Below are 21,898 nucleotides of genomic sequence, written 5' to 3'. Positions count from 1 at the left end.
CGGGAGGTCGCCGGCGCGCTCCCGGACCGGGGCGGGTCTCAACCGCCCGAGCAGACCGCGCCGTTGAGCCGGAAGGCCGTCGGGTCGGGGTTGGGGCCGTCGTTGGCGCCGACGAATCCGAAGGAGGCCGTCGACGCGCCGTCCGGGGCCAGCGGTCCCGCGCCCTCCGGTGCGGTCACCCGGACGTGCCGGCCGGTCTGCTCGAACGCGGCGTTCCAGTTGGAGGACACGGACTGGCCGTCCGTCGGCCAGTCCCAGTCGAGCGTCCAGCCGGTGACCGGGGTGTCCGACAGGTTCCGTACGGTCACCGTGGCCACGAACCCGTTGCCCCACCCCGAGTCACGGTGGTACGTCACCGCGCAGACGGCGTCGGACGGGGTGCCCGTGGTGAACGTCAGCGGACCGGACGGTGCGGCGAGCCTGCCCGAGGCGTCCACGGCCAGCACGTTGACGGTGTGGGTGCTGCCCGCGGGCAGGTTCCGCAGCGTCACGGAGGTACCCGTGGTCTCGCCGACCACCCAGGTGTGCGTCCCGTCGCGCTCCTGGACCAGGTAACGGGCGGCACCGGGCGCACCGGCCCAGGACAGACGCGCCGTGGTGTCGGTGACCGCCTCCAGTTTCGGCGTGCCCGCCGTGCCGGCGGCCGAGGCGCCGGGTCCCGTACCGGCCTTCGGGCCGAGGGTGACGGTGATCATGCCGTACGGCGGCACGGTGACCCGCGACGCGGTCGCCCCGCTGCCGGTGACGTCGGTGATGTCGCTGTCGCCGCGCGCGTAGCGGCTGACCTCGGGCGTAGCGGCGGAGGGGGTGAAGCCCCGGTAGCTGAGGCCGACGGTCCGCGCGGCGTCCGGGTTCTTGTTGATGAGCAGGACGCTCAGGCGCCCGTCGCGGCGGTGCACGGCGTGCGCGGAGACATCCCGCGCGGAGGACCCGGCGGCGACCATGGTGTCGCCCGCGGTGCCCAGTTCGCTCGTCATCTTCATGCCGTAGTACGGGTGGAACGGCGTGTTCGCGGGCGGCTGGCAGACGCCGTCGCCGCAGGCGCCGCTGGAGAGCATGCCCATGTCGCCGTAGTCCGTCTCACCGTCCACGGTGTGGATCTCCCCCGGCCCGTTGTGGGTGTTCCACCAGTCGACGTTGAACACGCCGTTCTCCAGCGCCGTGGCGAAGGCGTCCGCGGCGAACAGGCCGTTGGGGCGCGCGGTGAGCAGGGCCCCGCCGGTGTTGGTGTTCACCTCGGTGAGGGCGATGCCGATGCGCGGCGAGTCGGCGCCCGCGTACCGGTCGAGCTGGTTGCGTACCTCGCGCAGCTCGCCGGGCAGCCGGGACAGCCGGGACAGGGCGGCGTCGGCGGTGGTGTCGGAGCCGCCCGCGTACCAGTGCACGCTCACGAAGTCGATGACGTCGGTGACCTGGGAGAGCACGGTGTGGTTCCAGTCGCCGGGGTCGCCCTGGCCGATGACGCCGTCGGGCCATTCGCCCGGTGCGGTGAGCACCGCGCCGATCTTGACGGTGGGGTCGACGGCCTTCATCGCGGCGGCGTAGGCGCGGACCTGACGGGCGTACTCCCGCGGGCTCTTGTCGGCGTGGTCGTCGTGCTCCCAGCCGCTGCCGTAGTGGCCGTTGCCGTAGATCTCGTTGCCGATCTCCCAGTACTTCGCGCCGTAACCCTTGGTGATGTTGGCGTACCGGACCCAGCCGGCCGCCTCCTCGGGCGTGCCCGAGCCGTAGTTGGCGATCAGGATCGGCTGGGCGCCGGTGGCGCGGACCGTGCCCATGAAGGCGTCGAATCCGGTGCCGGGGGCGACGTAGCCGCCGGGCGCGGTGTGCGTCTGCCAGTGGTAGATGTCGGCGTACGAGCCGCCCGGGTAGCGCATCGCTCCCACGTCGGCCTGCTTCATCAGGGACGCGACCTCGGGGTCGTTCATGTGGGAGTCCCAGATGGCGGCGTTGACCCCGCGCGCGGTGTCCGCGAGCCGGCCCAGCGACGCCTGCGTGTTGACCGTCACCTCGACGTCCGCGGCGGGCACCTCCCGCGTGGCGGCGGAGGCGGGGCCGGCGAGGCCGAGCGGGGACAGCAGGGCGAGCGCGGCGGCCAGGGCGGCGGTGCGGACGAGACGGCGAGGGCGCGAGCGCCTGGGCCGGCCGGGACGGTGCGGTAAGGCCATGGGGGTCCTCCCAGGGGCCGACGGCAAGGACGGCTGGAAAGGGGCGTATGGGTGGGAGCGCTCCCAGGATGGGTGGGAGATCATGCCCCTGTCAACGGATGCGACGGCGGGCAGAACGGCATGCCGCGGGCGCGCCCCGCCCCGATCCGTTCCCGGGTGGCGGCGTCGCCCGCTCCGCTTCCTTCCGCAGGCACCAAGTAGGTACCATGCGGGTATGCCGTCACTGAACGTGTCCTTCACCGAGGAAGAGATGGAAGGCGTGCGTGCCGCCGCCGCCGCCGAGGGCAAGAGTCTCAAGCAGTACCTGCACGACCTGGGCGTGCGCGAGATGCACCGCAAGCGGTTCGTGGCGGGCGCCGCGTCCTGGGCGGACAGGCTGCGCGAGGAGTTCGACGCGGCGTTCCCGGACGAGGTCCCTCCCTCCGAGCGGAACCAGGGAGCCACGGCCGCCTGATGAGTGAGACCCTGTACGTCGATGTCTCCTGGCTCCTGGACGTCCAGGACATCGCCCTCGGCCACGAGGACGTGTCCGTCACCGACTACTCGGCCCTGGTCGCGGCCGTCGCCCGGCACAAGACCCGCACGCCGACGCTCGCCGAGTCCAACCCCGACGCCGCGTGGCGGGCCGCCGCGCTGCTGCACACCATCGTGCGGCTCGAACCGCTCCCCCACCGCAACAGCCTCTTCGCGGCCTTCGTCACCACCCAGTACCTCGACCAGTCCGGTGAGGGCATCGACCCGCCGTACGGCGCGCTGTCCGACCTGATCAAGAAGGCCCGCGAGACCCCGCTGAAGATCTACGACATCGCGGACGCGCTGCGCTCCTGGCGCATCTGAGCCGCCCGGCACCGCGGGGGCCGGCCGGACACGGCGGGCGCGGTGGGCGCGCCCGGCGAACGGTGGGACCGGCGGAACCCGTCGGACTCGCCGGACCGGCCGGCGGAGCCTGCGCCGACTGGTGCGTTCGGCGGACAGCGGCTCACGCGGCGGCGTGTCATCGGTGGGCGCGGGGCGTCGGCGCGACAGTGAGGGTTCCGGTTCGCTGTCCGTCCGTGCTCAGGAGTGTGCCATGAGTGTGCGTGTCGCCGTGATCTACTACAGCGCCACAGGAAACGTTCACCAGCTCGCGAAGGCGGTGGCGGAGGGCGCCGCCGCGCGCGACGCGGAGGTCCGGCTGCGGCGCGTCCACGAGCTGGCGCCCGACACGGCCATCGACGCCAACCCCGCCTGGCGCGCGCACGTCGACTCCACGAAGGACGAGGTGCCGGAGGCGACGCTGGAGGACCTGGAGTGGGCGACCGCCTACGCCTTCGGCACCCCCACCAGGTTCGGGAACGTGACGTCCCAACTGAAGCAGTTCATCGACCTGACCGGCGGCCTCTGGCAGGCCGGCGTCTTCCACAACAAGCCCGCCACCAGCTTCACTTCGGCCATGAACCGCCACGGCGGGCAGGAGTCCACCATCCTCTCGATGAACAACGTCCTCTACCACTGGGGATGCGTCATCGTGCCGCCCGGCTACACCGACCCGCTGCTGTTCGCGGCCGGCGGCAACCCCTACGGCACCAGTTGGGCCAGCGGCGGCGGCGAGACGCCGGACGCGGCCACCCTGGAGGCCGCCCGCTACCAGGGCCGCCACCTCGCCGACATCGCCGAACGCCTGCGGATGTCGTGACGTCCGGGCGGCACGGGGCTCGGAGCGGGGCCGGTGGTGGCGCGGGGTCGTCCTGAGCGACCCGGACCCGCGCGCGGTCTTGGCCGGCCCCGGCGCCGTCGATCAGATGCCGCAGGTGGGGGCGGACCAGTAGGGGGAGGGGTCGAGGGCGACGTGGGTGTGGTCGTTGTGGTCGGGGTAGCCCGGGCCGAGGATCTCCGAGAAGCCGTGCGTACGGGCCTGCTGGGCGAGGCGGCAGAGCGTGGGAGAGCCGGTCAGGTCGGCGGCGTCGCCGTACAGGTGGCGGCTGGTGGACGAGCCGCCCACGGCGCTGTTGCAGGCGTAGGACCGGAAGCCGCTGGAGATGGTGAGCGGGACGTCGCCGAGCGCGTGCCGCATCGCCTCCAGCTTCCACATGGTCTTCAGCGCGTTCGCCTTGGCGGTGGCCGCCGAGACGGCGCCGCCCGACCAGTCGGAGTTGCAGCGGTTGAGCTCGGCGTAGGAGAAGTGGACCGGGGTGCAGTCCGCGTCCTGCAGCGCGTAGAGCTTGCTGAAGGTCGCCGGCCCGGCGACGCCGTCGGCGGTGAGTCCGTACGCGGCCTGGAACTTGCGCACGGCGGCGGCCGTGCGGGCGCCGTACTGGCCGTCGTAGGAGAGGCGTTCGCCGGAGGTCACCCAGCCCGCGACCCGGATCTGCAACTGGGTGACATCGCTGCCGGAGGCGCCCTGGGAAAGGGTGCGGCTCCAGGTGTAACACTCGTCGGCGTGTGCGGTGCCCGCGGTGGCGCCCACGCCCACCACCGCGCCTGACGCGATCATGACAATCGCGGTGAGGAGCCGTGCGATCCGTCTGAACATCCAGACCTCCGGTTCGTCGGTGCGCCCACCGCTCTCGCGGCGGCGATCAGCCCCAGCCTGAGCCCAAGCGCTACGCGCGTCAACAGCGCGGTCGTGACCGGGGGGTGAACGATCACGGGGCCCGGTGGCACGGCGAGCGCGTGTCCGGTGCCCCCGGGGATCGGTTGGCGAAAGCCGGTCACCGTCGCGGTGAACCCGGATGCGCCCCTCCGCGTCGAAGGTGTGAAGCGGGTCGGCGCTGGGGCTGCACATCCCCGCCCCTCTGCCTTCCGTAGCCAGCCTCTCGTCGACCGCACGGAGGACGTCATGAATACGCGACCGATGCACTCCCTCCGCCTGCTGTCGGCATCACTGCTGAGCGCGGGCCTCCTCGCCGGCTGCGGCGGTGATCAGCGCACGGACGACGGACGTGCGGACGCTCAGTCGCCGCGCGTACGGGAGGAGCGCGCCCGTCAAGTAGCCGATGCCTGGCGGGGATCCGCAGCCGCCGCCACCTGGGCGCGGGGCTACTACCCGATGGCCGACGCGGTGCAGGAGCCGGTTTCCGGCTGGCGCGGTGCGGCGGACGAACGGGCCTTCGAGACGAGGAACTTCGTCCTGGACGGCGAACTGCCCCGCACGCCCTCCGCCTTCGGCAAGGTGGACTGGGGAGACGGGGAGGAACTCACTCGCCCACTGATGGGATCGAAGAAGGCGTACCGATCCTTCGCCCTCGACCGCAGCGCCGGACCCCACCTCACCGTGACCGGGGCCCGGCTCGGTACGACAACCATCGTGACAAGCCGCGGCAAGGCGACCGTTCCCGCGTGGTTGTTCACGCTGGAGCACTACGACACCCCGCTCAAGCGGGTCGCCGTCACCCCGTCGAAGCTTCCCGAGCCGCCGATCGGACGGGCCAGGCAAGGGGCTGCCGGCGGTCTCAGGAGCATCCCCCGGCTGACCGGGACGGCGGCAGACGGCCGCTCCGTGACGGTGAGGGCCACGCACGGGTCCTGTGACGACGGTCCCGTCGTGACGGCGCTGGAGACAGGTGAGAGCGTGGTCCTGTCCGCCTCGGTCAAGGGTGTCGAACGCGGAGCTTGTCCCGCCGACATGATCGAACAGAACGTGAGGGTCGGACTGTCGCGGCCGCTCGGTGACCGCATTCTCCTGGACGCGCTCACCGGTCGGCCGGTGCCCTTCGGGGACCCCGGAGGGACGGCACCGAGCTGGACGTGAGGGCGACCTCGACCATAGAGCCCGAGCCGTGCGGCCACTTCACCTGCGTCGGTGCGGCGGACGGAGCACGGGGCACGTGCTGGTGGGCTCTCGCGGAGGGGATGAGCTGCCCGGGCACGACCGTGCCGAACGGGCCGCCGTCCGCCGGCCCGGCGTACGGGGTCGCGTTCGAAAGTTTCGGGCAATGCTCCCGTACTTGCGTTACGTTCTTCGCTCACTCCTCCCCATTCCTTGGATCGCCCCCGCGAGGAGCGGCATGACCTGGGCTTTCCAGCCCTCCCCCGCCTCCCCCGTGTCAGGCATGTTTCCGAAACACTGCCGAAACTGTTGACAGGCTCATGGCGTTCTACGAAAACTGTGGCCACCGAACGGCAGGAGACCGTCGCTCCCCTCTCGTGAGGCGACGAGGGGCGACCCCCGCCGTTTCCGCAAGGCCGCGGGCGGCAGCAGCCGTTCGACCCCCACCAGCCTTCATCGGGAGGACGCATGCAGCAGGACGGCGCAAGGCAGGACCAGAACCAGCAGAACCCCGCTCCCTTCAGCGGTTTGAGCCGACGAGGCTTCCTCGGTGGCGCCGGCACCGTCGCGCTCGCCACCGCGTCCGGGCTGCTGCTGCCCGGCACCGCCCACGCCGCCACCACCATCACCACCAGCCAGACCGGCTACGACGGCATGTACTACTCGTTCTGGACCGACGGCGGCGGCTCCGTCTCCATGACGCTCAACGGCGGCGGCAGTTACAGCACCCGGTGGACCAACTGCAACAACTTCGTCGCCGGCAAGGGCTGGAACACCGGCGGGCGCAGGACGGTCCGTTACCAGGGTTACTTCAACCCGTCGGGCAACGGCTACGGATGCCTCTACGGCTGGACGTCGAACCCGCTGGTGGAGTACTACATCGTCGACAACTGGGGCAGCTTCCGGCCCACCGGCGAGTACCGGGGCACCGTCTACAGCGACGGCGGTACGTACGACATCTACAAGACGACGCGGTACAACGCCCCCTCGGTCGAGGGCACCCGCACCTTCGACCAGTACTGGAGCGTCCGGCAGTCGAAGGTGACCAGTGGCTCCGGCACCATCACCACCGGCAACCACTTCGACGCGTGGGCCCGCGCGGGCCTGAACCTGGGCCAGTTCAGGTACTACATGATCCTGGCCACCGAGGGTTACCAGAGCAGCGGAAGCTCGACCATCACGGTCAGCGGCTGACCCTCGTCCGGCGGACCGGCGGCCGCGGGTGCCGTCCTGGTGGCGGAACCCGCGGCCGTTGGCCGACGCGCCGGGCGGAACGGGCAGGACGGCGCGCGTCCCCGCCCGGCGACGGCCGGTGTCACCCGGCCGCCGCCACCGTCAGCCCCGGCACCCGCTCCCGTACCGCCGCGAAGGCGGCCACCGCGCGGTCGAGCTGCTCCCGCGTCTGCACGGCCGTGCAACTGGTGCGCAGCCGGGGTGAGGCGGCCGGGGGCAGCACCGCGTTGACGTACACCCCCTGTTCGATCAGCAGGTTCCAGGCGCCCAGCGTGGCCGGCTCGTCGCCCGTGTCCACCGGGACGATGGGGGTGACGCCGGCCCCGACCCGGTAGCCCAGCGCGGTCAGCTCGCGGCGCAGGTACGCGGCGTTGCCGGCGACCGCCGCGCACCGCCAGGGCTCTTCCCGCAGGATGCGCAGGGACCGCAGCGCGGCGGCGGTGTCGGCGGGACTCGCACTCGCGGAGAACATCAGCGCGCGTGCGTGGTGGCGGAGGTACTCGACGACCTCCTCCTCGCCCAGGACCGCACCGCCGATGGAGCCGAACGCCTTGGAGAAGGTGAGCGTGACCAGCGGCACCTCGTCGGTGAGGCCGAAGTGGGAGCAGGTGCCGCGCCCCTCGTCGAGCACACCGGCGCCATGCGCGTCGTCGACCAGCAGGGTGGCGTCGAACTCCCGGCAGGACTCCACGAGCCGGGGCAGCGGGCAGAGGTCGCCCGCCATGCTGTAGACGCCGTCGACCACCACGAGCACCCCGCCCCGGTGACCGGTGCGCCGCAGCTTGCCGGTGAGGTCGTCGGGGTCGTTGTGCGCGAACCACTGGATCTTGGCGCGGCTGAGCCGGGCGGCGTCGATCAGGGAGGCATGGGCCTGCTGGTCGATGAGGACCAGGTCGCCCGGTCCGCACAGCCCGGCCACAGCACCGAGGTTGGCCTGGTAGCCGGTGGTCAGCACCAGCGCGGCGGGCTTGCCGAAGAAGTCGGCGAGCTCCCGTTCCAGACGGTCGTGCAGGTCGAGGTTGCCGTTGAGCAGGCGGGAGCCGGTGCACCCGGCGCCGTACCGGGCCGTGGCCTCGGCGGCGGCCGCGACGACCCGCGGGTCGGTGCTGAGCCCCAGGTAGTCGTTGGAGCCGCACATGACGACCTCGCGCCCGCCGGTCATCCGGGCGACGCCCGCCTCCCGCGCGGCGAAGCTGGGGTAGTAGGGGTAGAGGCCGGCCTGTCTGGCGTCGCGCCCCCGGGTGTAGGAGGCGCATTTCCGTATCAGGGCGCTCACTGTCATCCACCTCTTCGCAGGCCGCGGGAAGGCACGGCTCGGTCATGTCGCGCAGTACGCCGGTCACCCCTCTCGGACGGCCGGGGCGCGCACCGGGTCAGGAGCCCGTCGGCGTCAGGTCCTGCAAGCCCACCACGCCCAGCAACCGCAAGCGCTCGTACGAGTCCGTGCCCGGGCGGGCCGTGTGGATGACGAGCTGCTGGTTGTGGTCGGAGTGGACGAGGATCTCGCAGTCGAGTTCGAGGATGCCGACCGCGGGGTGCCGGAAGCGTTTCGTGGCGGCCCGGCGCACCGCGACCTCGTGCTCGTCCCAGAGGCGGGCGAACTCCTCACTCGCGGAGCGTAGTTCGGCGACGAGCGCGGCCGGTTCGGGGTCCGCGGGGCGGGCCGAGGCCACCGCTCGCAGTCCGGCGACCTGCTCGCGGGCGCGCTGCGGGCGGTCCTCGGGCGGGAACAACTCCTGGGCCGCCGGGTCCAGGAAGAAGCGGCGGATCAAGTTGCGCTCCCGGGGCGGGCGGGCGAGGACGTCCCCGCTCAGCGCCCGCGACAGCGCGTTCTGCGCCAGGACCTCGCCGCAGTCGGTGACCACTGCCGCCGGGGTGTCGTGCAGCCGGTCCAGTACCAGCAGCAGCCCCGGGCGCACATGGGTGCCGGTCGCCTCCCGGCGCGGTGGCTCCTCGCCGGTGAGGTGGAAGAGGTGGTCGCGCTCGTCCTCCGTCAGGCGCAGGGCGCGGGCCAGCGCGGTGAGCATCTGGCGGGACGGACGCGGGCCCCGGGACTGTTCCAGCCGCGTGTAGTAGTCCACGGACATGCCGGCCAGATGAGCCACCTCCTCGCGGCGCAGCCCCGGCGTACGGCGCCGGGCTCCGGCCGTCAGGCCCACGTCGGAGGGGTCCAGGCGGGCACGGGCGCGGCGCAGGAAGTCGGCGAGTTCGGCTCGGTTCACCTCTCCAGGGTGCGGGAGACCGGCCGGCTTATCCAGGGACTCGCGATCCCCTGATGCGGAGGTCTCTCCCCCTCGTCCCCGCCCCGGCCGAGGCTGGTCACCGACGACAAGGCGACACGGTTCGGACGTGAGGAGCAGATCATGCTGACATTGGTGACCGGTACGACGGGACAGGTCGGACGCCGCTTCGTGCCGAGGCTGCTGGCCCAGCGGCAGCCGGGCGAGCAGGTGCGGGTCCTGGTGCGGGACGCGGCCCGCGGCGAGCACTTCGCGGAGCTGGGCGCTCAGGTCGCCGTGGGGGACATGCGCGACGAGGAGTCGCTCGGCAAGGCGCTCGCGGGCGTGGACGCCGTGGTGAACGTCGCCGCCTCCTTCCGCGGGGTGCCGGACGAGGAGGCGTGGGCCGTCAACCGGGACGCCGCGGTGGCCCTGGGCCGCGCCGCTCAGCGCGCGGGCGTCGCGCGGTTCGTGCAGGTCAGCACGAGCAACGTGTACGGCCTCGGACGGGGCCGCCCGCTGACCGAGGAGGACGAGAGCCGGCCGGGCGGCGCGATGTGGGGCGCCTACCCCGCGTCCAAGGCCGAGGCCGAACGCGAGCTGCTCGCGCTGGAGGGCCTGGACATGCGGATCGGACGGCTTCCCTTCGTCTACGGCGAGGGCGACCCGCACCTCGCCGACTCCCTGCGCTGGGCATCCGGCTGGGCGCCGCACCAGCGCCTGCAGATGGCCCACCACGCGGATGTCGCCCAGGGCCTGATGCGCCTGCTCTACGCGCCGGGCATCGCCGGCCGGATCTACAACATCGCCGACGACGCCCCCGTCACCACGGTCGAGCTGTACCAGCTCAACGGTGTCGAGGTGCCCGCCGGGCTGCACGAGCTCACGGACCCCGACCCGTGGCTGGGCATCATGTCCAACCAGCGGATCCGCCGGGACCTCGGCTTCCGGCCGATCTACCCGAGCGTGTGGACCGCCCGGGACGCCGGAGCCCTGTGACGTCACGGACGGGCACCGCCCGCGACGGGGCCCGCCTCCGGCTCCGCGCCGGGTGCGGGCACCGCCGATGATTTTCCGGCGGCCGGTGCGTCTACCCCTCGACGAAGGGAGCGCACCATGCGCGAGATCATCGTTTGCACGTTCCTGACCCTGGACGGCGTCATGCAGGCCCCCGGTGGTCCGGACGAGGACGCCGAGGGCGGCTTCCGGCACGGTGGCTGGCAGAAGCCGGTGGACGACGAGGAGGTCGGCGCGGCCATCGCCGGCTGGTACGACGGCTTCGACACGATGCTGCTCGGCCGCAAGACGTACGACGTCTTCGCGTCGTACTGGCCCGGTGCCGACCCGGGCGATCCGTTCACCGAGCGGATGAACGGCATGCGCAAGTACGTGGCGTCGCGGACCCTGACCTCGGTCGAGTGGCGGAACTCCACGCTGCTGCGGGGCGATGCCGTGGACGCCGTACGGGAGCTGAAGGCGTCCGAGGGCGGCCCCATCGGCGTCATCGGCAGCGGCGACCTCGCCCAGACCCTGATGCGGCACGGCCTGGTCGACGAGTACCGGCTGACCATCCACCCGGTGATCATCGGCAGCGGCAAGCGGCTGTTCGCCGACGGAGCGGTCCCCACCGCGCTGACGCCGGTCAGTGTGTCGACGACGAAGGGCGGCACCGTGGTGGGCGTCTACCGGACGAACGGCGAGCCGAGCTACGACAGTTACTGAGTGCACCGGCCCGAGGCGTCGACCGCCGTACACCTGCCCCCCGCCGCGTCGGTGGGGGAAGGCCGGTCCCCTCGGCCCTCCCCCACCTCGACCCGGCGCGGGCGGGCTACTTGCTCGCGCCCTGCGCGAACCCGTTGTAGATGTAGCGCTGGAGGAAGAGGAACACCACCAGGGTCGGGACGATGACCAGGATGGCCCCCGCGGAGATGGTCTCCCACTGGGCCCCGAAGGGACCCTTGAAGCGGAACAGCGCCGTGGACATGGTGCCGAGTTCCTCGGAGGGCATGTACAGGAACGGGATGTAGAAGTCGTTGTACGTGGTGATGCCCTTGATGATGACCACGGTCGCGATCGCCGGCTTCAGCATCGGGAAGATGATCTTGCGGTAGATGGTGAAGGCGCTGGCGCCGTCCAACCGCGCGGCCTCGTCGACCGAGATCGGGATTCCCCGGATGAACTGCAGGAAGATGTAGATGGACACGATGTCGGTGCCCATGTAGAGCAGGATCGGCGCCCAGCGGGTGTCGAACAGGCCGAAGCTGTTGACGACCTGGAAGGTGGCGACCTGTGTGGTCACGCTCGGCACCAGTGTGGCGATCAGGAACAGCGCCATGACCGCCTTCTTGAGCCGGAAGTCGAACCGGTCGATCGCGTACGCCGTCATCGAGCCGATGAGCACCGTACCGGTGATCGAGAACAGCAGGATGAAGGCGGTGTTCCCGAAGGCCGTGAGCATCTCACCATTGGTGAACGCGGTCCGGTAGTTCGAGAAGTTGAGCCAGTCGCCGGGCAGGTCCAGGGCGCTGTGGCCGCCGGTGACCTCCTCGGAGGTCTTCAGCGAGGTCAGGAACACCACGGTGAGCGGGACCAGGGTCACCAGACTCGCCGCGATCAGCACCAGGTAGGTCAGCGCGGTCGAGACGCGCACCCGGCGGCGCGGCCCGCGCCGGGCGGTGACAGTGGCGGTGACGGTCATACGAGGTCCACCCTCTCGTCGGGCACCAGGCGGCGCTGGAGCCAGGTGATCAGCAGGATGATCGCCAGGAGCACCACCGCGCAGGCCGAGGCCAGGCCGGTCTTGTTGAACTGGAAGGCGTACTTCACGGTCTGGATGACGAACGTGGAGGTGCCGGTCGCGCCGCCGGTCATGATGTAGGGGATCTCGAACACCGACAGCGAGCCGGAGATCGCCAGGATGACGCTGAGGCTGAGCACCGGCCGGATGCCCGGGGCGATGATGTGGCGGAACTGCTTCCACCGGCCGGCGCCGTCGAGCTGCGCCGCCTCGTACAGCTCACCGGGGATCGACTGGATGGCGCCCAGGAAGAGCACGAAGTTCAGTCCGGTGAACCGCCACACCGACACACCGGCCAGCGAGATGTTCGCCGAGGCGGGGTCTCCCAGCCAGGCGTGGTCGGTACCGACGCCGAACCAGGACAGGATCGAGTCGAGGGTGCCGCCGTCCTGGAAGAAGTAGAGGAAGACGAACCCGATCGCGACGCCGTTGATCAGGTAGGGGAAGAACAGGATGCCCTTGAAGAGGTTGCGGAAGCGCAGGTCGAAGCTGAGGACCGTGGCGAAGTACAGGGCGATGGCGATCTGGACGACGGAGGCCGCCAGGTAGTAGAGGCTCACCGCGAAGACCCGCAGCAGTTCCGGGCGGGTGAAGACCTCGGCGTAGTTCTCGCCGCCGACGAAGTTCCGGTCGGGGCTGACCCCGTCCCAGTCGGTGAAGCTGTAGTAGAGCATGTTGCCCACGGGCACATAGGTGAAGGTCACCAGGAGGGCCAGCGGGACCGCGAGGAAGAGCCACGGGGTCAGCCGGCGCAGGGTCCGTTCGCGCCGGGAGCGTCCGGCTGCGGCCCGGCGGCCGGCGTGCTGCTTCACCGGCCGGGCGTCCCGCGGGGCCGGTACGGGCGGTGAGGTGGTGGAATCGGTTCGGGGCATGAGAGGGCCAGGGCCTTTCGTCGTCCGCTGCGGCGCTGTGGCGCCGGGTCCCGGCCGCGGTGACGGCACCGCCGGGACCCGTACCTCGGCGGGGGTCAGGAGCCGGCGTTCTGCCTGGCTTCGGACCAGCGCCGGTTCAGTTCGTCGAAGTAGTCCTCCAGGGACCCGCTCTGGGCGCCGCGGGCGATGTCGACGAGCTTCTGGCGGTAGTCCTTCTGGTTGAGGCCGATCTCGGCGGCCTTGTCGATGGCGTTCACCTCGGCCGTCCTCTTCTCGGAGCGCTCCACCATCTTGACATCGTTGTCAACGTACTCTTCGAGCGTCTTCGGCATCGGGTCGGCCTTCAGCGCGGAGACGGCGCCCTGGGTGGCGGCGTACCCGGACTTCTCGGTGAACCAGTCGATCCAGGCCCGGGCCGCGGCCTTGTGGTCGGAGTGGATGTTGACGGCCTGCTGGTAGTCGGAGACCAGGGTCGAGCAGAACTGGCCGCCGGACCGGGCCGGGAACGGCATGAAGCCGATGTCGTCCGGGTTCTCCCCGGCCTTCTGCGCGGCGGCCCGCATCTGGCTGATCGACCAGGAGCCGAGCATCATGCTGCCGATCTCACCCTTGGCCAGGAGCGTCTTGGACTGCTCCCAGTTGGTGGTGGCCGGGTCCTTCTCCGACAGCTTGCCGTGCACGATGTCGTACAGCAGACCGTCGATGACCTGGAGGTCGGACCCCTTCGACCAGGGCTCGTCCGTCTCGGCGAGCTTGTCGGACGCCCGGCTGTCGCAGCTCACCGATCCGACGCCGTTGGTCCACTGGTCGCTGAGCGGCCAGCCGTCCTTGAAGTTCGTGTAGTACGGCGTCGCGTCCGTCCGGTCCGCTATGGCCTTCAGGTCGGCCAGGAACTCCCGGGGGGAGGCCGGCCAGTCGGTGATGCCGGCCTTCTTCCACAGGGCCTTGTTGTAGACCAGGCCGTTGGCGGTGCCGAACGAGGCGATGCCGTACACCTTGTCGTCGACGTTGGTGCGGTCGGTGAACAGGTACTTCGCGCGCATCGACGACGCGCTGCCGAGCGGGGTGAAGAACTTGGGGTAGTCGCCCTTGGCGACCGCGCCGGGGATGAGCAGGACGTCACCGTAGTCGTCGGTGTTCATCCGGATCCTGACTTCGCCCTCGTAGTCGGTCATGCCCTCGAACTTGACCTCGACCTTGGGGTAGACCTTGTTGAACTCGGCGGCGTACTTCTTCATGGTGCCGTCGTTCACGAGGTCGGTGCGGTTGGTGAGCACCGTGATGTCGCCCTTGACGCTCGCCGGGTTCAGCGGCGCGGCGGCCGTCTCGCCGGCGTCCGGCGTCCCCCCGCCGCCGCACCCCGCGACGGTCATCGCGGTGGTCGCCAGCACCGCCACGCTCAGCATTCTCTTCCCCATGCGCCCCACTCCTCCAGAATCACGGCTCGGGCTTCGGTGTCGTGCGGGCACTATGGCAGCCGGTTCGTGAACCGGTAAAGCTCAAGGAGCCTCCGCGATACTCAATCGTTACATGCGGTCACCGTCTGCGATGCTTAACCCTGTTACCACCAGGGGCTTTGTGTCTCTGTCGCGGAAAAGCAGGGCTAGACCGGTTCATGACGGAGGCGTTAAGTTGTGTCGCGCCGTACGCGAAACCGTGTCCCGTTCCGCCATGAGGAGACGCAATGAAGGAAGCCGTTCAGCTCACCGAGGGCTGGAGCCTGCAGCACGACGGGAAGGCGCTGCGAGCCCAGGTGCCGGGCTGCGTCCACACCGATCTGCTCGCCGCGGGAGTGATCGACGACCCCTTCCTCGGGCTGAACGAGAACGAGGTCGCCTGGGTGGGCCGCCGGGCCTGGACCTACCACCGCCCGCTCGCCGCCGAGGACACCGCCGCGGACGGCCATGAGCGCACCGACCTGGTCTTCGACGGCCTCGACACCGCCGCGACGATCACACTGGACGGCCGGGAACTGGGCCGCACCCGCAACATGCACCGCCGCTACCGCTTCGACGTCACCGGCCGGCACGGCGACCTGCGCGTGGAGTTCGCCTCCGCCTACGACGAGGCCGAGTCCGTCCGCCGGCTGACCGGGGACCGGCCCAACGTCTACCCGGAGCCGTTCCAGTACATCCGCAAGATGGCCTGCGGCTTCGGCTGGGACTGGGGACCGACCCTGGTGACGGCCGGGATCTGGCGGCCGGTGCGCCTGGAGCGCTGGTCCACCGCGCGCCTGGAGCGCGTACGGCCCCTGGTGACGGTCACCGACGGCACCGGCCGCGTCGAGGTGCGCGTCGACATCGAGCGCACCGGGCGGGGCGCCGGGCGCCGCCTCGCCCTCGACGCGACGGTCGCCGGCGTCACGGCACGCACCGAGGTCGACGGCACCGAGGCCGTGCTGACGCTGGAGGTGCCCGAGCCCGAGCTGTGGTGGCCGCGCGGCCACGGAGCACAGCCCCTCTACGACCTCCAGGTGTCCCTCCTCGACACGACCGACGGCATCGACAGCACCGACGGCACCCGTGACACCGGCGGCCGGCCGCTGGACTCCTGGCGGCGCCGCATCGGCTTCCGCACCGTCGCCCTCGACCGCTCCGCCGACGAGGAGGGCACCGGCTTCACCTTCGTCGTCAACGGCGTACGGATCTTCGCCCGGGGCGTGAACTGGATCCCCGACGACGTCTTCCCCAGCCGGGTCACCCCCGAGCGCTACCGCACCCGGCTGACCCAGGCCGCCGACGCCAACATCGACCTGGTCCGCATCTGGGGCGGCGGCATCTACGAGGACGACGCCTTCTACGACACCTGCGACGAACTCGGCCTGATGGTCTGGCAGGACTTCCTCTTCGCCTGTGCCGCCTACCCGGAGGAGCAGCCGCTGCGCGGAGAGGTGGAGGCCGAGGCCCGCGACAACGTTGTCCGCCTGATGCCGCACCCCTCCCTGGTCCTGTGGAACGGCAACAACGAGAACCTCTGGGGCTTCCGCGACTGGGACTGGGAGCCGGAGTTGGCCGGCGACTCCTGGGGCGAGGGCTACTACCTGGGCCTGCTGCCCCGCGTGGTGGCCGAGCTCGACCCGACCCGGCCCTACGCCGCGGGCAGCCCCTGGTCCGGGTCCTGGGACCACCACCCCAACGACCCTGCCCACGGCACCCACCACTCCTGGGAGGTGTGGAACCGGCAGGACTACGCCGAGTACCGGGCCAGTGTGCCGCGGTTCGTCGCCGAGTTCGGCTGGCAGGCGCCGCCTGCCCTGGCCACCCTGCGCCGCGCGCTGCCCGGGGAGCGGCTCGCGCCGGACTCGCCCGGCATGCTCCACCACCAGAAGGCCGAGGACGGCAACGGCAAGCTGGACCGGGGCGTCGCCCGCCACTTCCCGCTGCCCGAGGACGACTTCGACCGCTGGCACTACCTCACCCAGCTCGTCCAGGCCCGCGCCGTCGCCGCCGGCATCGAGCACTGGCGCGCGCACTGGCCGGTGTGCGCGGGGACCGTCGTCTGGCAGCTCAACGACTGCTGGCCGGTCAGCTCCTGGGCCGCGATCGACGGCGACGGCCGCCGCAAGCCCCTGTACCACGAGCTGCGCCGCGTCTACGCCGACCGCCTCCTCACCGTCCAGCCCGGCCCGGACGGGCCGGTGCTCGCCGTGATCAACCAAGCGGCCGAGCCCTGGCCGGTGGCGGTGACCCTGCGCCGCCTGCACGCGGACGGCACCGTGCTGGCGCGGCAGGTCCTCGACCTGAGCGCCGGTCCGCGCGCCGTGCACCGGCAGCCGGTCGCGCCGGAGCTGGTGCCGGACGCCGCGTCCGCGAAGGAGTTCCTGATCGCGGACGCGGAGGAGCTGCGCGCCGTGTACTTCCCGGTGACCGACAAGGACTTCGCCTACCCCGCCCCGGAGTACGACGTCACCGTGTCGTCCTCGCTCGGCGCCGGTGCGGGTAGTCTCGATGTCGTGGTGACAGCACGCACACTCGTACGGGACCTGCTCCTCCAGCCCGACCGTCTCGGACCGGCCGCTGTCTGCGACACCGGTCTGCGCACCCTGCTGCCCGGGGAACAGGTCCGGCTGACCGTCCGGGGCGCCGCGGAGACGGGCGCGAACGCCGTGCGAGCGGCCCTCTTCTGCGTGGCACCGGCGTGAGCGCACCCACCGAACGCATCACCATCAAGGACGTGGCGGCCGCCGCCGGGGTGTCCAAGGGCGCGGTGTCCCTGGCGTTCAACCACAAGCCGGGAGTCTCCGAGGCCACCCGCGAGCGGATCTTCGCCGTGGCCCGGCAACTGGGCTGGGCGCCGAACTCCTCGGCGCGCAGCCTGTCCCGGCAGGCGGTCGACACCATTGGCCTGGCCATCTGCCGGCCTGCCAAGCTGCTGGGCCTGGAGCCGTTCTACATGGAGTTCATCTCCGGCATCGAGAGCGTGCTCGCCGAGCGGGACTGCTCGCTGCTGCTGCGTCTGGTCGGCAGCCTGGAGGAGGAGATCCAGCTCCAGGAACGCTGGTGGCGGCAGCGCCAGATCGGGGGCTCGATCGTGGTCGACCTGCGCGAGGCCGACCCCCGCATCGAACCCCTGCGGGGGCTCAAGCTGCCCGCCGTGACCGTGGGGCACCCGAGCCTCACCGGCGGGTTCCCGTCGGTCTGGACCGACGACGCCACCGCCGTGGGCGAGGCCGTCCGCTACCTCGCCGCGCTCGGGCACCGGCGCATCGCCCGCGTCGGCGGCCCGACGGACCTCGGGCACAGCGCCATCCGGGCGGACGCCTTCCAGAGCACCATGCGCGAACTCGGCCTCGACGGCGGGCAGCACATGGAGACGGACTTCTCCGGTGAGGAGGGTGCCCGCGCGACGCGTTCCCTGCTGCTGTCCGCCCACCGGCCCACGGCCGTGCTGTACGACAACGACATCATGGCCGTGGCGGGGCTGGGCGTGGCCACCGAGATGGGCATCGCGGTCCCCGACGAGCTGTCCCTGCTGGCCTGGGACGACTCCCAACTGTGCCGGCTGACCCACCCCACCCTCTCGGCGATGAGCCATGACGTCCACACCTTCGGCGCCAAGGTCGCCCAGGCCCTGTTCCAGGTGATCGCGGGGGACGACATCGCCTCCCGGCCCGCGGCGACCCCCCGGCTCGTACCCCGCGGCTCGACCGCGCCGCCCCGGCCGGAGCGGTAACCCTCGTAGACGCGCGGATGGAGGGGCCACGGCACGATGCCGTGGCCCCCTCGTCAGCTTCGTACGACGACGGTGGCGCCGGGAGCGGCCCTCCCTCGCGCACCTCGGACACCCGGCGCCAGGGGACCGCGGCCGACCGGTCCCCCGCACCAACCGTCCCCGCCCTGCCTCACTCCGCGGCGATCGGGGCGCCGCCGTCGAGCACCCGGCTGCGGGCCGCCGCGGCGGCGCCGACCAGGCCGGCGTCCCGGGCCAGTTCGGCGGGGCGGACCACCACGTGCCGGGCGAAGTCGAGCACCGCGAAGCCGCGCAGGTGGCGGCCGAGCGGGGCGAACAGGAGGTCACCGGCCTGGGCCACTCCCCCGCCGATCACCGCCACCTCGATCTCCAGCAGGGTGGCACTCCCGGCGATGGCCGCGGCCAGGGCCCGGGCGGACCGGTCGAAGGCGGCCAGGGCACGGTCGTCGCCCGCGCGGGCCGCGACGGCCACGTCCGCCGCGGTCGCCTCCCGGCCCGCCGGCGGCCGCCAGCCGAGCCGCACCGCGTGCCGGGCGATCGCGGTGCCGCTCGCGTACCCCTCGACGCACCCCCGCCCGCCGCACACGCAGGGCGGGCCGTCCAGGTCCACCGGGATGTGCCCGATGTGCCCGGCGTTGCCGGACGGTCCGGGGTGCAGCGCGCCATCGAGCACGTATCCGCCGCCCACGCCCGTCGAGACCACCATGCACAGGGCGTTCCTGACGCCCCGGGCGGCACCGCGCCAGTGCTCCGCCGCCGCCACCGCCACCGCGTCACCGAGCAGTACGGGATCGATGGCACCGGACACCAGGGGATGCGCCCGCACGCTCTCGACCAGCGGAAACGATCGCCACGCGGGGATGTTCACCGGGCTGACGGTCCCGGCCGCGGTGTCCACCGGCCCGGCACTGGCGATGCCCATGCCGAGCACCGCGCGCCAGGCGGGGTGGGCAGCCAGCGCGTCGATCACCCGGTCGACGGTGGCACTGAGGCGGGAGGCGGACTCCCGGGCGGGCGTGGGCAGTTCGGTCCGCTCCACGACCTCGCCCGCGTCGTCGATCAACGCGCCCGCGATCTTCGTACCGCCGATGTCTATTGCCGCGTACACCTGTGTGTTCATTCCTCTGTTCGGAACTGACCGATGACAACGATGTCAGGCGGTGTGTCTGTGCCTGAGTGGTCCGTCCGGGAGACGCCGGGGGCGGTGGACGGCGAGTCCGGTGCCCGCCACGAACAGGGTCCCGGTGCCCTCGGCGGTGACTCCCCGGTCGGAGTCCGGTACGAAGCAGGAGTCCGCCCGTTGCAGGGTGAGCACCCCGCCGTCCGGGCTCCGCAACCGCGCGTCCCCGGCCGTGCAGAGCACGATGCGGGGTCCGGCCGACGGCACCAGCGGGACGGGCGTGGCCGTGAGTTCCGTACGGTAGAGGGCGAACTCCTCGGCCGGGCAGTCGTACACATGGGTACGCCCCCGGCCGGCGACCTCGCCCGGTTCCACGACGGGTACCCGGACCGTGGGGTCGGTGATCCGCAGCAGCTCCGGCACGTCGACCTCCTTCGTCGTCAGGCCCGCGCGGAGGACATTGTCCGAGGCCGCCATGATCTCGACGCCCACTCCCCGCACGTACGCGTGCAGTCCGCCGGCCGGCATGTACAGCGCGGTTCCGGCGTCCAGGACCTGATGGCGCATCAGCAGCGACGCCACCAGACCGATGTCGTCGGCATGGTGCCGGGCCATGGCCACCACCGCGCCGTACGCCGCAGCGTGCGGCCCGGCCGCGTCCGCCAGGCGGGCGCTCGCCGCCACGACCTCACGCACCAGGGACGCGCGGTCCGGTTCCGGCCACTCCAGCAGGGTCCGCAGAGCCGCCATGAGCCCGGTGCCCTCGCCCTCGGCGCCGAGGAGTCCGATCACGGGGCGCAGGCTCCGTACACCGAGGCCGTCGAGTACGGCGGCGGCCTGGGCGCGGTCGCGGAACCCGGCGAGGACTTCGAAGGGGCTGAGCGCGTAGAGGAGTTCGGGCTTGGGCCAGTCGTCGGAGTAGGGGCCCTCTCCCCCGTTGGCCGTCTGCGCGGTGAACGCGGCGAGCGCCTGCTCGCGATCGGGATGCACCTGGATGGACAGGGGCTGGTCGGCCGCGAGCACCTTGAGCAGGAAGGGCAGCCGGCCGCCGAACCGGGCCACACAGTCCGCGCCGAGTTCCCGCTCGGGGTCGTCGTGCACCACGTCCGTCAGGGTGCGGGCGCGGCCGTCGCGGGTGACACCCGCGGGCCCGGCGGGGTGGTCCCCCATCCACAGTTCCGCCTCGGGCCCCGCGGACGGCACGTCACCGCCCCGCAACCGGGCGAGCGCCTCGCGCGAGCCCCAGGCATAGGGCTTGATGATCGGTTCCAGTAGATCCACCCGATCACGTTAACCATGGGGCGGGGCCAGGTTTACGCCAGAAGGCGTTCGTTATTGAACCGGTATAGCAGCCCCGAGGTCTGCCCTCAGAAGGCAAATCACCGAAGGACCCGGAGGCATATGCCTCACCCCCAGATCGGTTTAGTTCGTGTTTAGCTTCATCATGCAGAAGACCTTGTCGTAGCGGCGTTCCCCCACGGCGACGAAGTCGGGCAGTCGGCCGTACTCGGTGAAGCCCAGCGACCGGTACAGGCGGAGGGCGTGGGCGTTGTCGCCCCGGGCGTCCAGGGTGAGGGTCTCGATGCCCGCCCGCCGGGCATCGGCGATCAGGGCGGCCACCAGCGTCCGGCCCACGCCGCGGCCGTGGGCAGCGGCGTCCACCGCGACCTTCTCCAGGTCGGCGTGCGGCCGGTGGGTCGGCCGGGCGTACCGCAGCCAGTACCCGAACCCGACCAGCCGGTCGCCGAGGCAGGCGGCACGCAGGGCCGCGTCCCCGGCCCGTGCCGCCGAGGCGACGTGGCCGATGAGCCGCGCCACCTCGTCCCGGGAGGGCGGTTCGAGCCAGCCCAGCGCCGCGCCCCCGGCGACCAGCTCCGCCAGGATGCGGTGGGCCGACTCGGCGAACCGGGCCTCCCGCTCGGGGTCGCAGGTCAGTTCCTCGGCGCCGAGGAGGACGGGCTCGGTGGTCCTGCTGCTGATCATGGCCGGATTCATGCCGGGCAGCCTAACCAGCCCAGAGGGCCCGGGTCCGGCACGGGTGGCCTCGGCGGAGGGCCACCGGCTTCCCCGGTCACCGGGTAATCTCCTGGCCGTACGGGAAGGACCGGGAGGGAGCGACGCGTGATGGCCGTTCCTCGCGTTCCCGTCGCACACGATCGTCAGCACATGGAGGAACGGTGACCGACCACTCGCTGACCGTTACCCGCGAGGTCCGTCCGTCCGGTGCCATCGTGCTGGCGGTGGCCGGGGAACTGGACTACGGCAACGCCGAGCGGCTCACCGGCGCCGCCGACCTGGTCCCCTTCGGCGAGGGCACCCGTGTGGTGCTCGATCTGTCCGGGCTGACCTACTGCGACTCGACGGGCATCACGGTGTTCGTCCACATCCACCGCCGTGCCGTGACGGGCGGCTCGCGGCTGACCCTGGCCGGTGTCGGTGCCGACCTGATGCGGGTCTTCCGTATCGTCGGACTCGACCAGTTGTTCACCTTCGAGGCCGCTGATCAGCGGGAAGCCGACGCCTCGCGTCCCCGGGAAGACGCCTGAGACGG

20 protein-coding genes are annotated in these 21,898 nt (G+C 71.7%); 10 read left to right on the top strand and 10 right to left on the bottom strand.

Features of this window, described 5'->3' with window-relative positions:
- Window positions 1-38: 38 nt before the first annotated feature.
- On the bottom strand, window positions 39-2,168 hold the full coding sequence (locus tag IE316_RS10610) for a cellulose binding domain-containing protein (protein ID WP_190203955.1): 2,130 nt from the start codon (window positions 2,166-2,168) through the stop codon (window positions 39-41).
- A gap of 214 nt (window positions 2,169-2,382) precedes the next feature.
- Here IE316_RS10610 and IE316_RS10605 point away from each other — a divergent pair, with 214 nt between their 5' ends.
- The 3 genes from IE316_RS10605 to wrbA all read left to right on the top strand — a co-directional run bounded on the left by IE316_RS10605 (window position 2,383) and on the right by wrbA (window position 3,843).
- A complete protein-coding gene (locus IE316_RS10605) occupies window positions 2,383-2,622 on the top strand; it encodes a hypothetical protein (RefSeq protein ID WP_190203954.1) in 240 nt (79 codons plus the stop codon).
- Window positions 2,622-3,005, top strand: a complete 384-nt coding sequence (locus IE316_RS10600; protein WP_190203953.1) for a toxin Doc — start codon at window positions 2,622-2,624, stop codon at window positions 3,003-3,005. Before IE316_RS10605 ends, IE316_RS10600 begins: the two co-directional genes overlap by 1 nt.
- A gap of 232 nt (window positions 3,006-3,237) precedes the next feature.
- A complete protein-coding gene (gene wrbA, locus IE316_RS10595) occupies window positions 3,238-3,843 on the top strand; it encodes an NAD(P)H:quinone oxidoreductase (protein WP_190203952.1) in 606 nt (201 codons plus the stop codon).
- 102 nt (window positions 3,844-3,945) lie between these two features.
- Here wrbA and IE316_RS10590 read toward each other — a convergent pair whose 3' ends face one another.
- Window positions 3,946-4,680 (bottom strand): D-Ala-D-Ala carboxypeptidase family metallohydrolase, encoded by a 735-nt coding sequence (locus IE316_RS10590; RefSeq protein ID WP_190203951.1) that lies wholly within the window; start codon window positions 4,678-4,680, stop codon window positions 3,946-3,948.
- Between the two features lie 306 nt (window positions 4,681-4,986).
- On the opposite strand from IE316_RS10590, the gene IE316_RS10585 reads away from it, so the two are divergent.
- Both IE316_RS10585 and IE316_RS10580 read left to right on the top strand, forming a co-directional pair.
- On the top strand, window positions 4,987-5,898 hold the full coding sequence (locus IE316_RS10585) for a hypothetical protein (protein WP_229910317.1): 912 nt from the start codon (window positions 4,987-4,989) through the stop codon (window positions 5,896-5,898).
- 486 nt (window positions 5,899-6,384) lie between these two features.
- Entirely contained in the window at window positions 6,385-7,110 is a 726-nt protein-coding gene (locus IE316_RS10580) for a glycoside hydrolase family 11 protein (RefSeq protein ID WP_190203950.1), read from the top strand.
- A gap of 121 nt (window positions 7,111-7,231) precedes the next feature.
- Here the strand turns inward: IE316_RS10580 and IE316_RS10575 are convergent, their stop codons facing one another.
- Both IE316_RS10575 and IE316_RS10570 read right to left on the bottom strand, forming a co-directional pair.
- Entirely contained in the window at window positions 7,232-8,431 is a 1,200-nt protein-coding gene (locus tag IE316_RS10575; RefSeq protein ID WP_373311144.1) for an aminotransferase class I/II-fold pyridoxal phosphate-dependent enzyme, read from the bottom strand.
- 91 nt (window positions 8,432-8,522) lie between these two features.
- Entirely contained in the window at window positions 8,523-9,371 is an 849-nt protein-coding gene (locus IE316_RS10570) for a helix-turn-helix transcriptional regulator (protein ID WP_190203948.1), read from the bottom strand.
- 141 nt (window positions 9,372-9,512) lie between these two features.
- On the opposite strand from IE316_RS10570, the gene IE316_RS10565 reads away from it, so the two are divergent.
- Together IE316_RS10565 and IE316_RS10560 are read left to right on the top strand one after the other, a co-directional pair.
- Window positions 9,513-10,367: an NAD-dependent epimerase/dehydratase family protein gene (locus IE316_RS10565; protein ID WP_190203947.1), complete on the top strand. Its 855-nt coding sequence runs from the start codon at window positions 9,513-9,515 to the stop codon at window positions 10,365-10,367.
- A 117-nt stretch (window positions 10,368-10,484) separates the two neighbouring features.
- Window positions 10,485-11,090: a dihydrofolate reductase family protein gene (locus IE316_RS10560; protein WP_190203946.1), complete on the top strand. Its 606-nt coding sequence runs from the start codon at window positions 10,485-10,487 to the stop codon at window positions 11,088-11,090.
- 106 nt (window positions 11,091-11,196) lie between these two features.
- Here the strand turns inward: IE316_RS10560 and IE316_RS10555 are convergent, their stop codons facing one another.
- The 3 genes from IE316_RS10555 to IE316_RS10545 form a co-directional block, all read right to left on the bottom strand.
- Window positions 11,197-12,066: a carbohydrate ABC transporter permease gene (locus tag IE316_RS10555; protein WP_190203945.1), complete on the bottom strand. Its 870-nt coding sequence runs from the start codon at window positions 12,064-12,066 to the stop codon at window positions 11,197-11,199.
- Complete coding sequence (locus IE316_RS10550; RefSeq protein WP_190203944.1) at window positions 12,063-13,037, bottom strand: carbohydrate ABC transporter permease; 975 nt, start codon at window positions 13,035-13,037, stop codon at window positions 12,063-12,065. The genes IE316_RS10555 and IE316_RS10550 overlap by 4 nt, the downstream gene beginning before the upstream one ends.
- A gap of 95 nt (window positions 13,038-13,132) precedes the next feature.
- Complete coding sequence (locus IE316_RS10545; RefSeq protein WP_190203943.1) at window positions 13,133-14,455, bottom strand: ABC transporter substrate-binding protein; 1,323 nt, start codon at window positions 14,453-14,455, stop codon at window positions 13,133-13,135.
- Between the two features lie 266 nt (window positions 14,456-14,721).
- Here IE316_RS10545 and IE316_RS10540 point away from each other — a divergent pair, with 266 nt between their 5' ends.
- Together IE316_RS10540 and IE316_RS10535 are read left to right on the top strand one after the other, a co-directional pair.
- Entirely contained in the window at window positions 14,722-17,178 is a 2,457-nt protein-coding gene (locus tag IE316_RS10540; RefSeq protein WP_190203942.1) for a glycoside hydrolase family 2 protein, read from the top strand.
- Window positions 17,175-18,209, top strand: a complete 1,035-nt coding sequence (locus tag IE316_RS10535) for a LacI family DNA-binding transcriptional regulator (protein ID WP_190203941.1) — start codon at window positions 17,175-17,177, stop codon at window positions 18,207-18,209. The genes IE316_RS10540 and IE316_RS10535 overlap by 4 nt, the downstream gene beginning before the upstream one ends.
- A 169-nt stretch (window positions 18,210-18,378) precedes the next feature.
- Here IE316_RS10535 and IE316_RS10530 read toward each other — a convergent pair whose 3' ends face one another.
- From IE316_RS10530 to IE316_RS10520, 3 genes are all read right to left on the bottom strand, one after another.
- Complete coding sequence (locus IE316_RS10530; RefSeq protein WP_190203940.1) at window positions 18,379-19,347, bottom strand: ROK family protein; 969 nt, start codon at window positions 19,345-19,347, stop codon at window positions 18,379-18,381.
- A gap of 33 nt (window positions 19,348-19,380) precedes the next feature.
- Window positions 19,381-20,628 carry a mannose-6-phosphate isomerase, class I gene (manA, locus tag IE316_RS10525; protein ID WP_190203939.1) on the bottom strand — a complete coding sequence of 416 codons (1,248 nt, stop codon included), beginning with the start codon at window positions 20,626-20,628 and terminating at the stop codon, window positions 19,381-19,383.
- 141 nt (window positions 20,629-20,769) lie between these two features.
- Complete coding sequence (locus IE316_RS10520) at window positions 20,770-21,330, bottom strand: GNAT family N-acetyltransferase (protein WP_190203938.1); 561 nt, start codon at window positions 21,328-21,330, stop codon at window positions 20,770-20,772.
- A gap of 194 nt (window positions 21,331-21,524) precedes the next feature.
- On the opposite strand from IE316_RS10520, the gene IE316_RS10515 reads away from it, so the two are divergent.
- Window positions 21,525-21,893: an STAS domain-containing protein gene (locus tag IE316_RS10515; protein WP_190203937.1), complete on the top strand. Its 369-nt coding sequence runs from the start codon at window positions 21,525-21,527 to the stop codon at window positions 21,891-21,893.
- Window positions 21,894-21,898: the final 5 nt, after the last annotated feature.

The organism is Streptomyces fumanus (genome assembly GCF_014655295.1).
GTDB lineage: Bacteria > Actinomycetota > Actinomycetes > Streptomycetales > Streptomycetaceae > Streptomyces > Streptomyces fumanus.
Note: the sequence above shows the minus strand (reverse complement) of the source record. Positions and strands in the feature narration are given on the sequence as shown.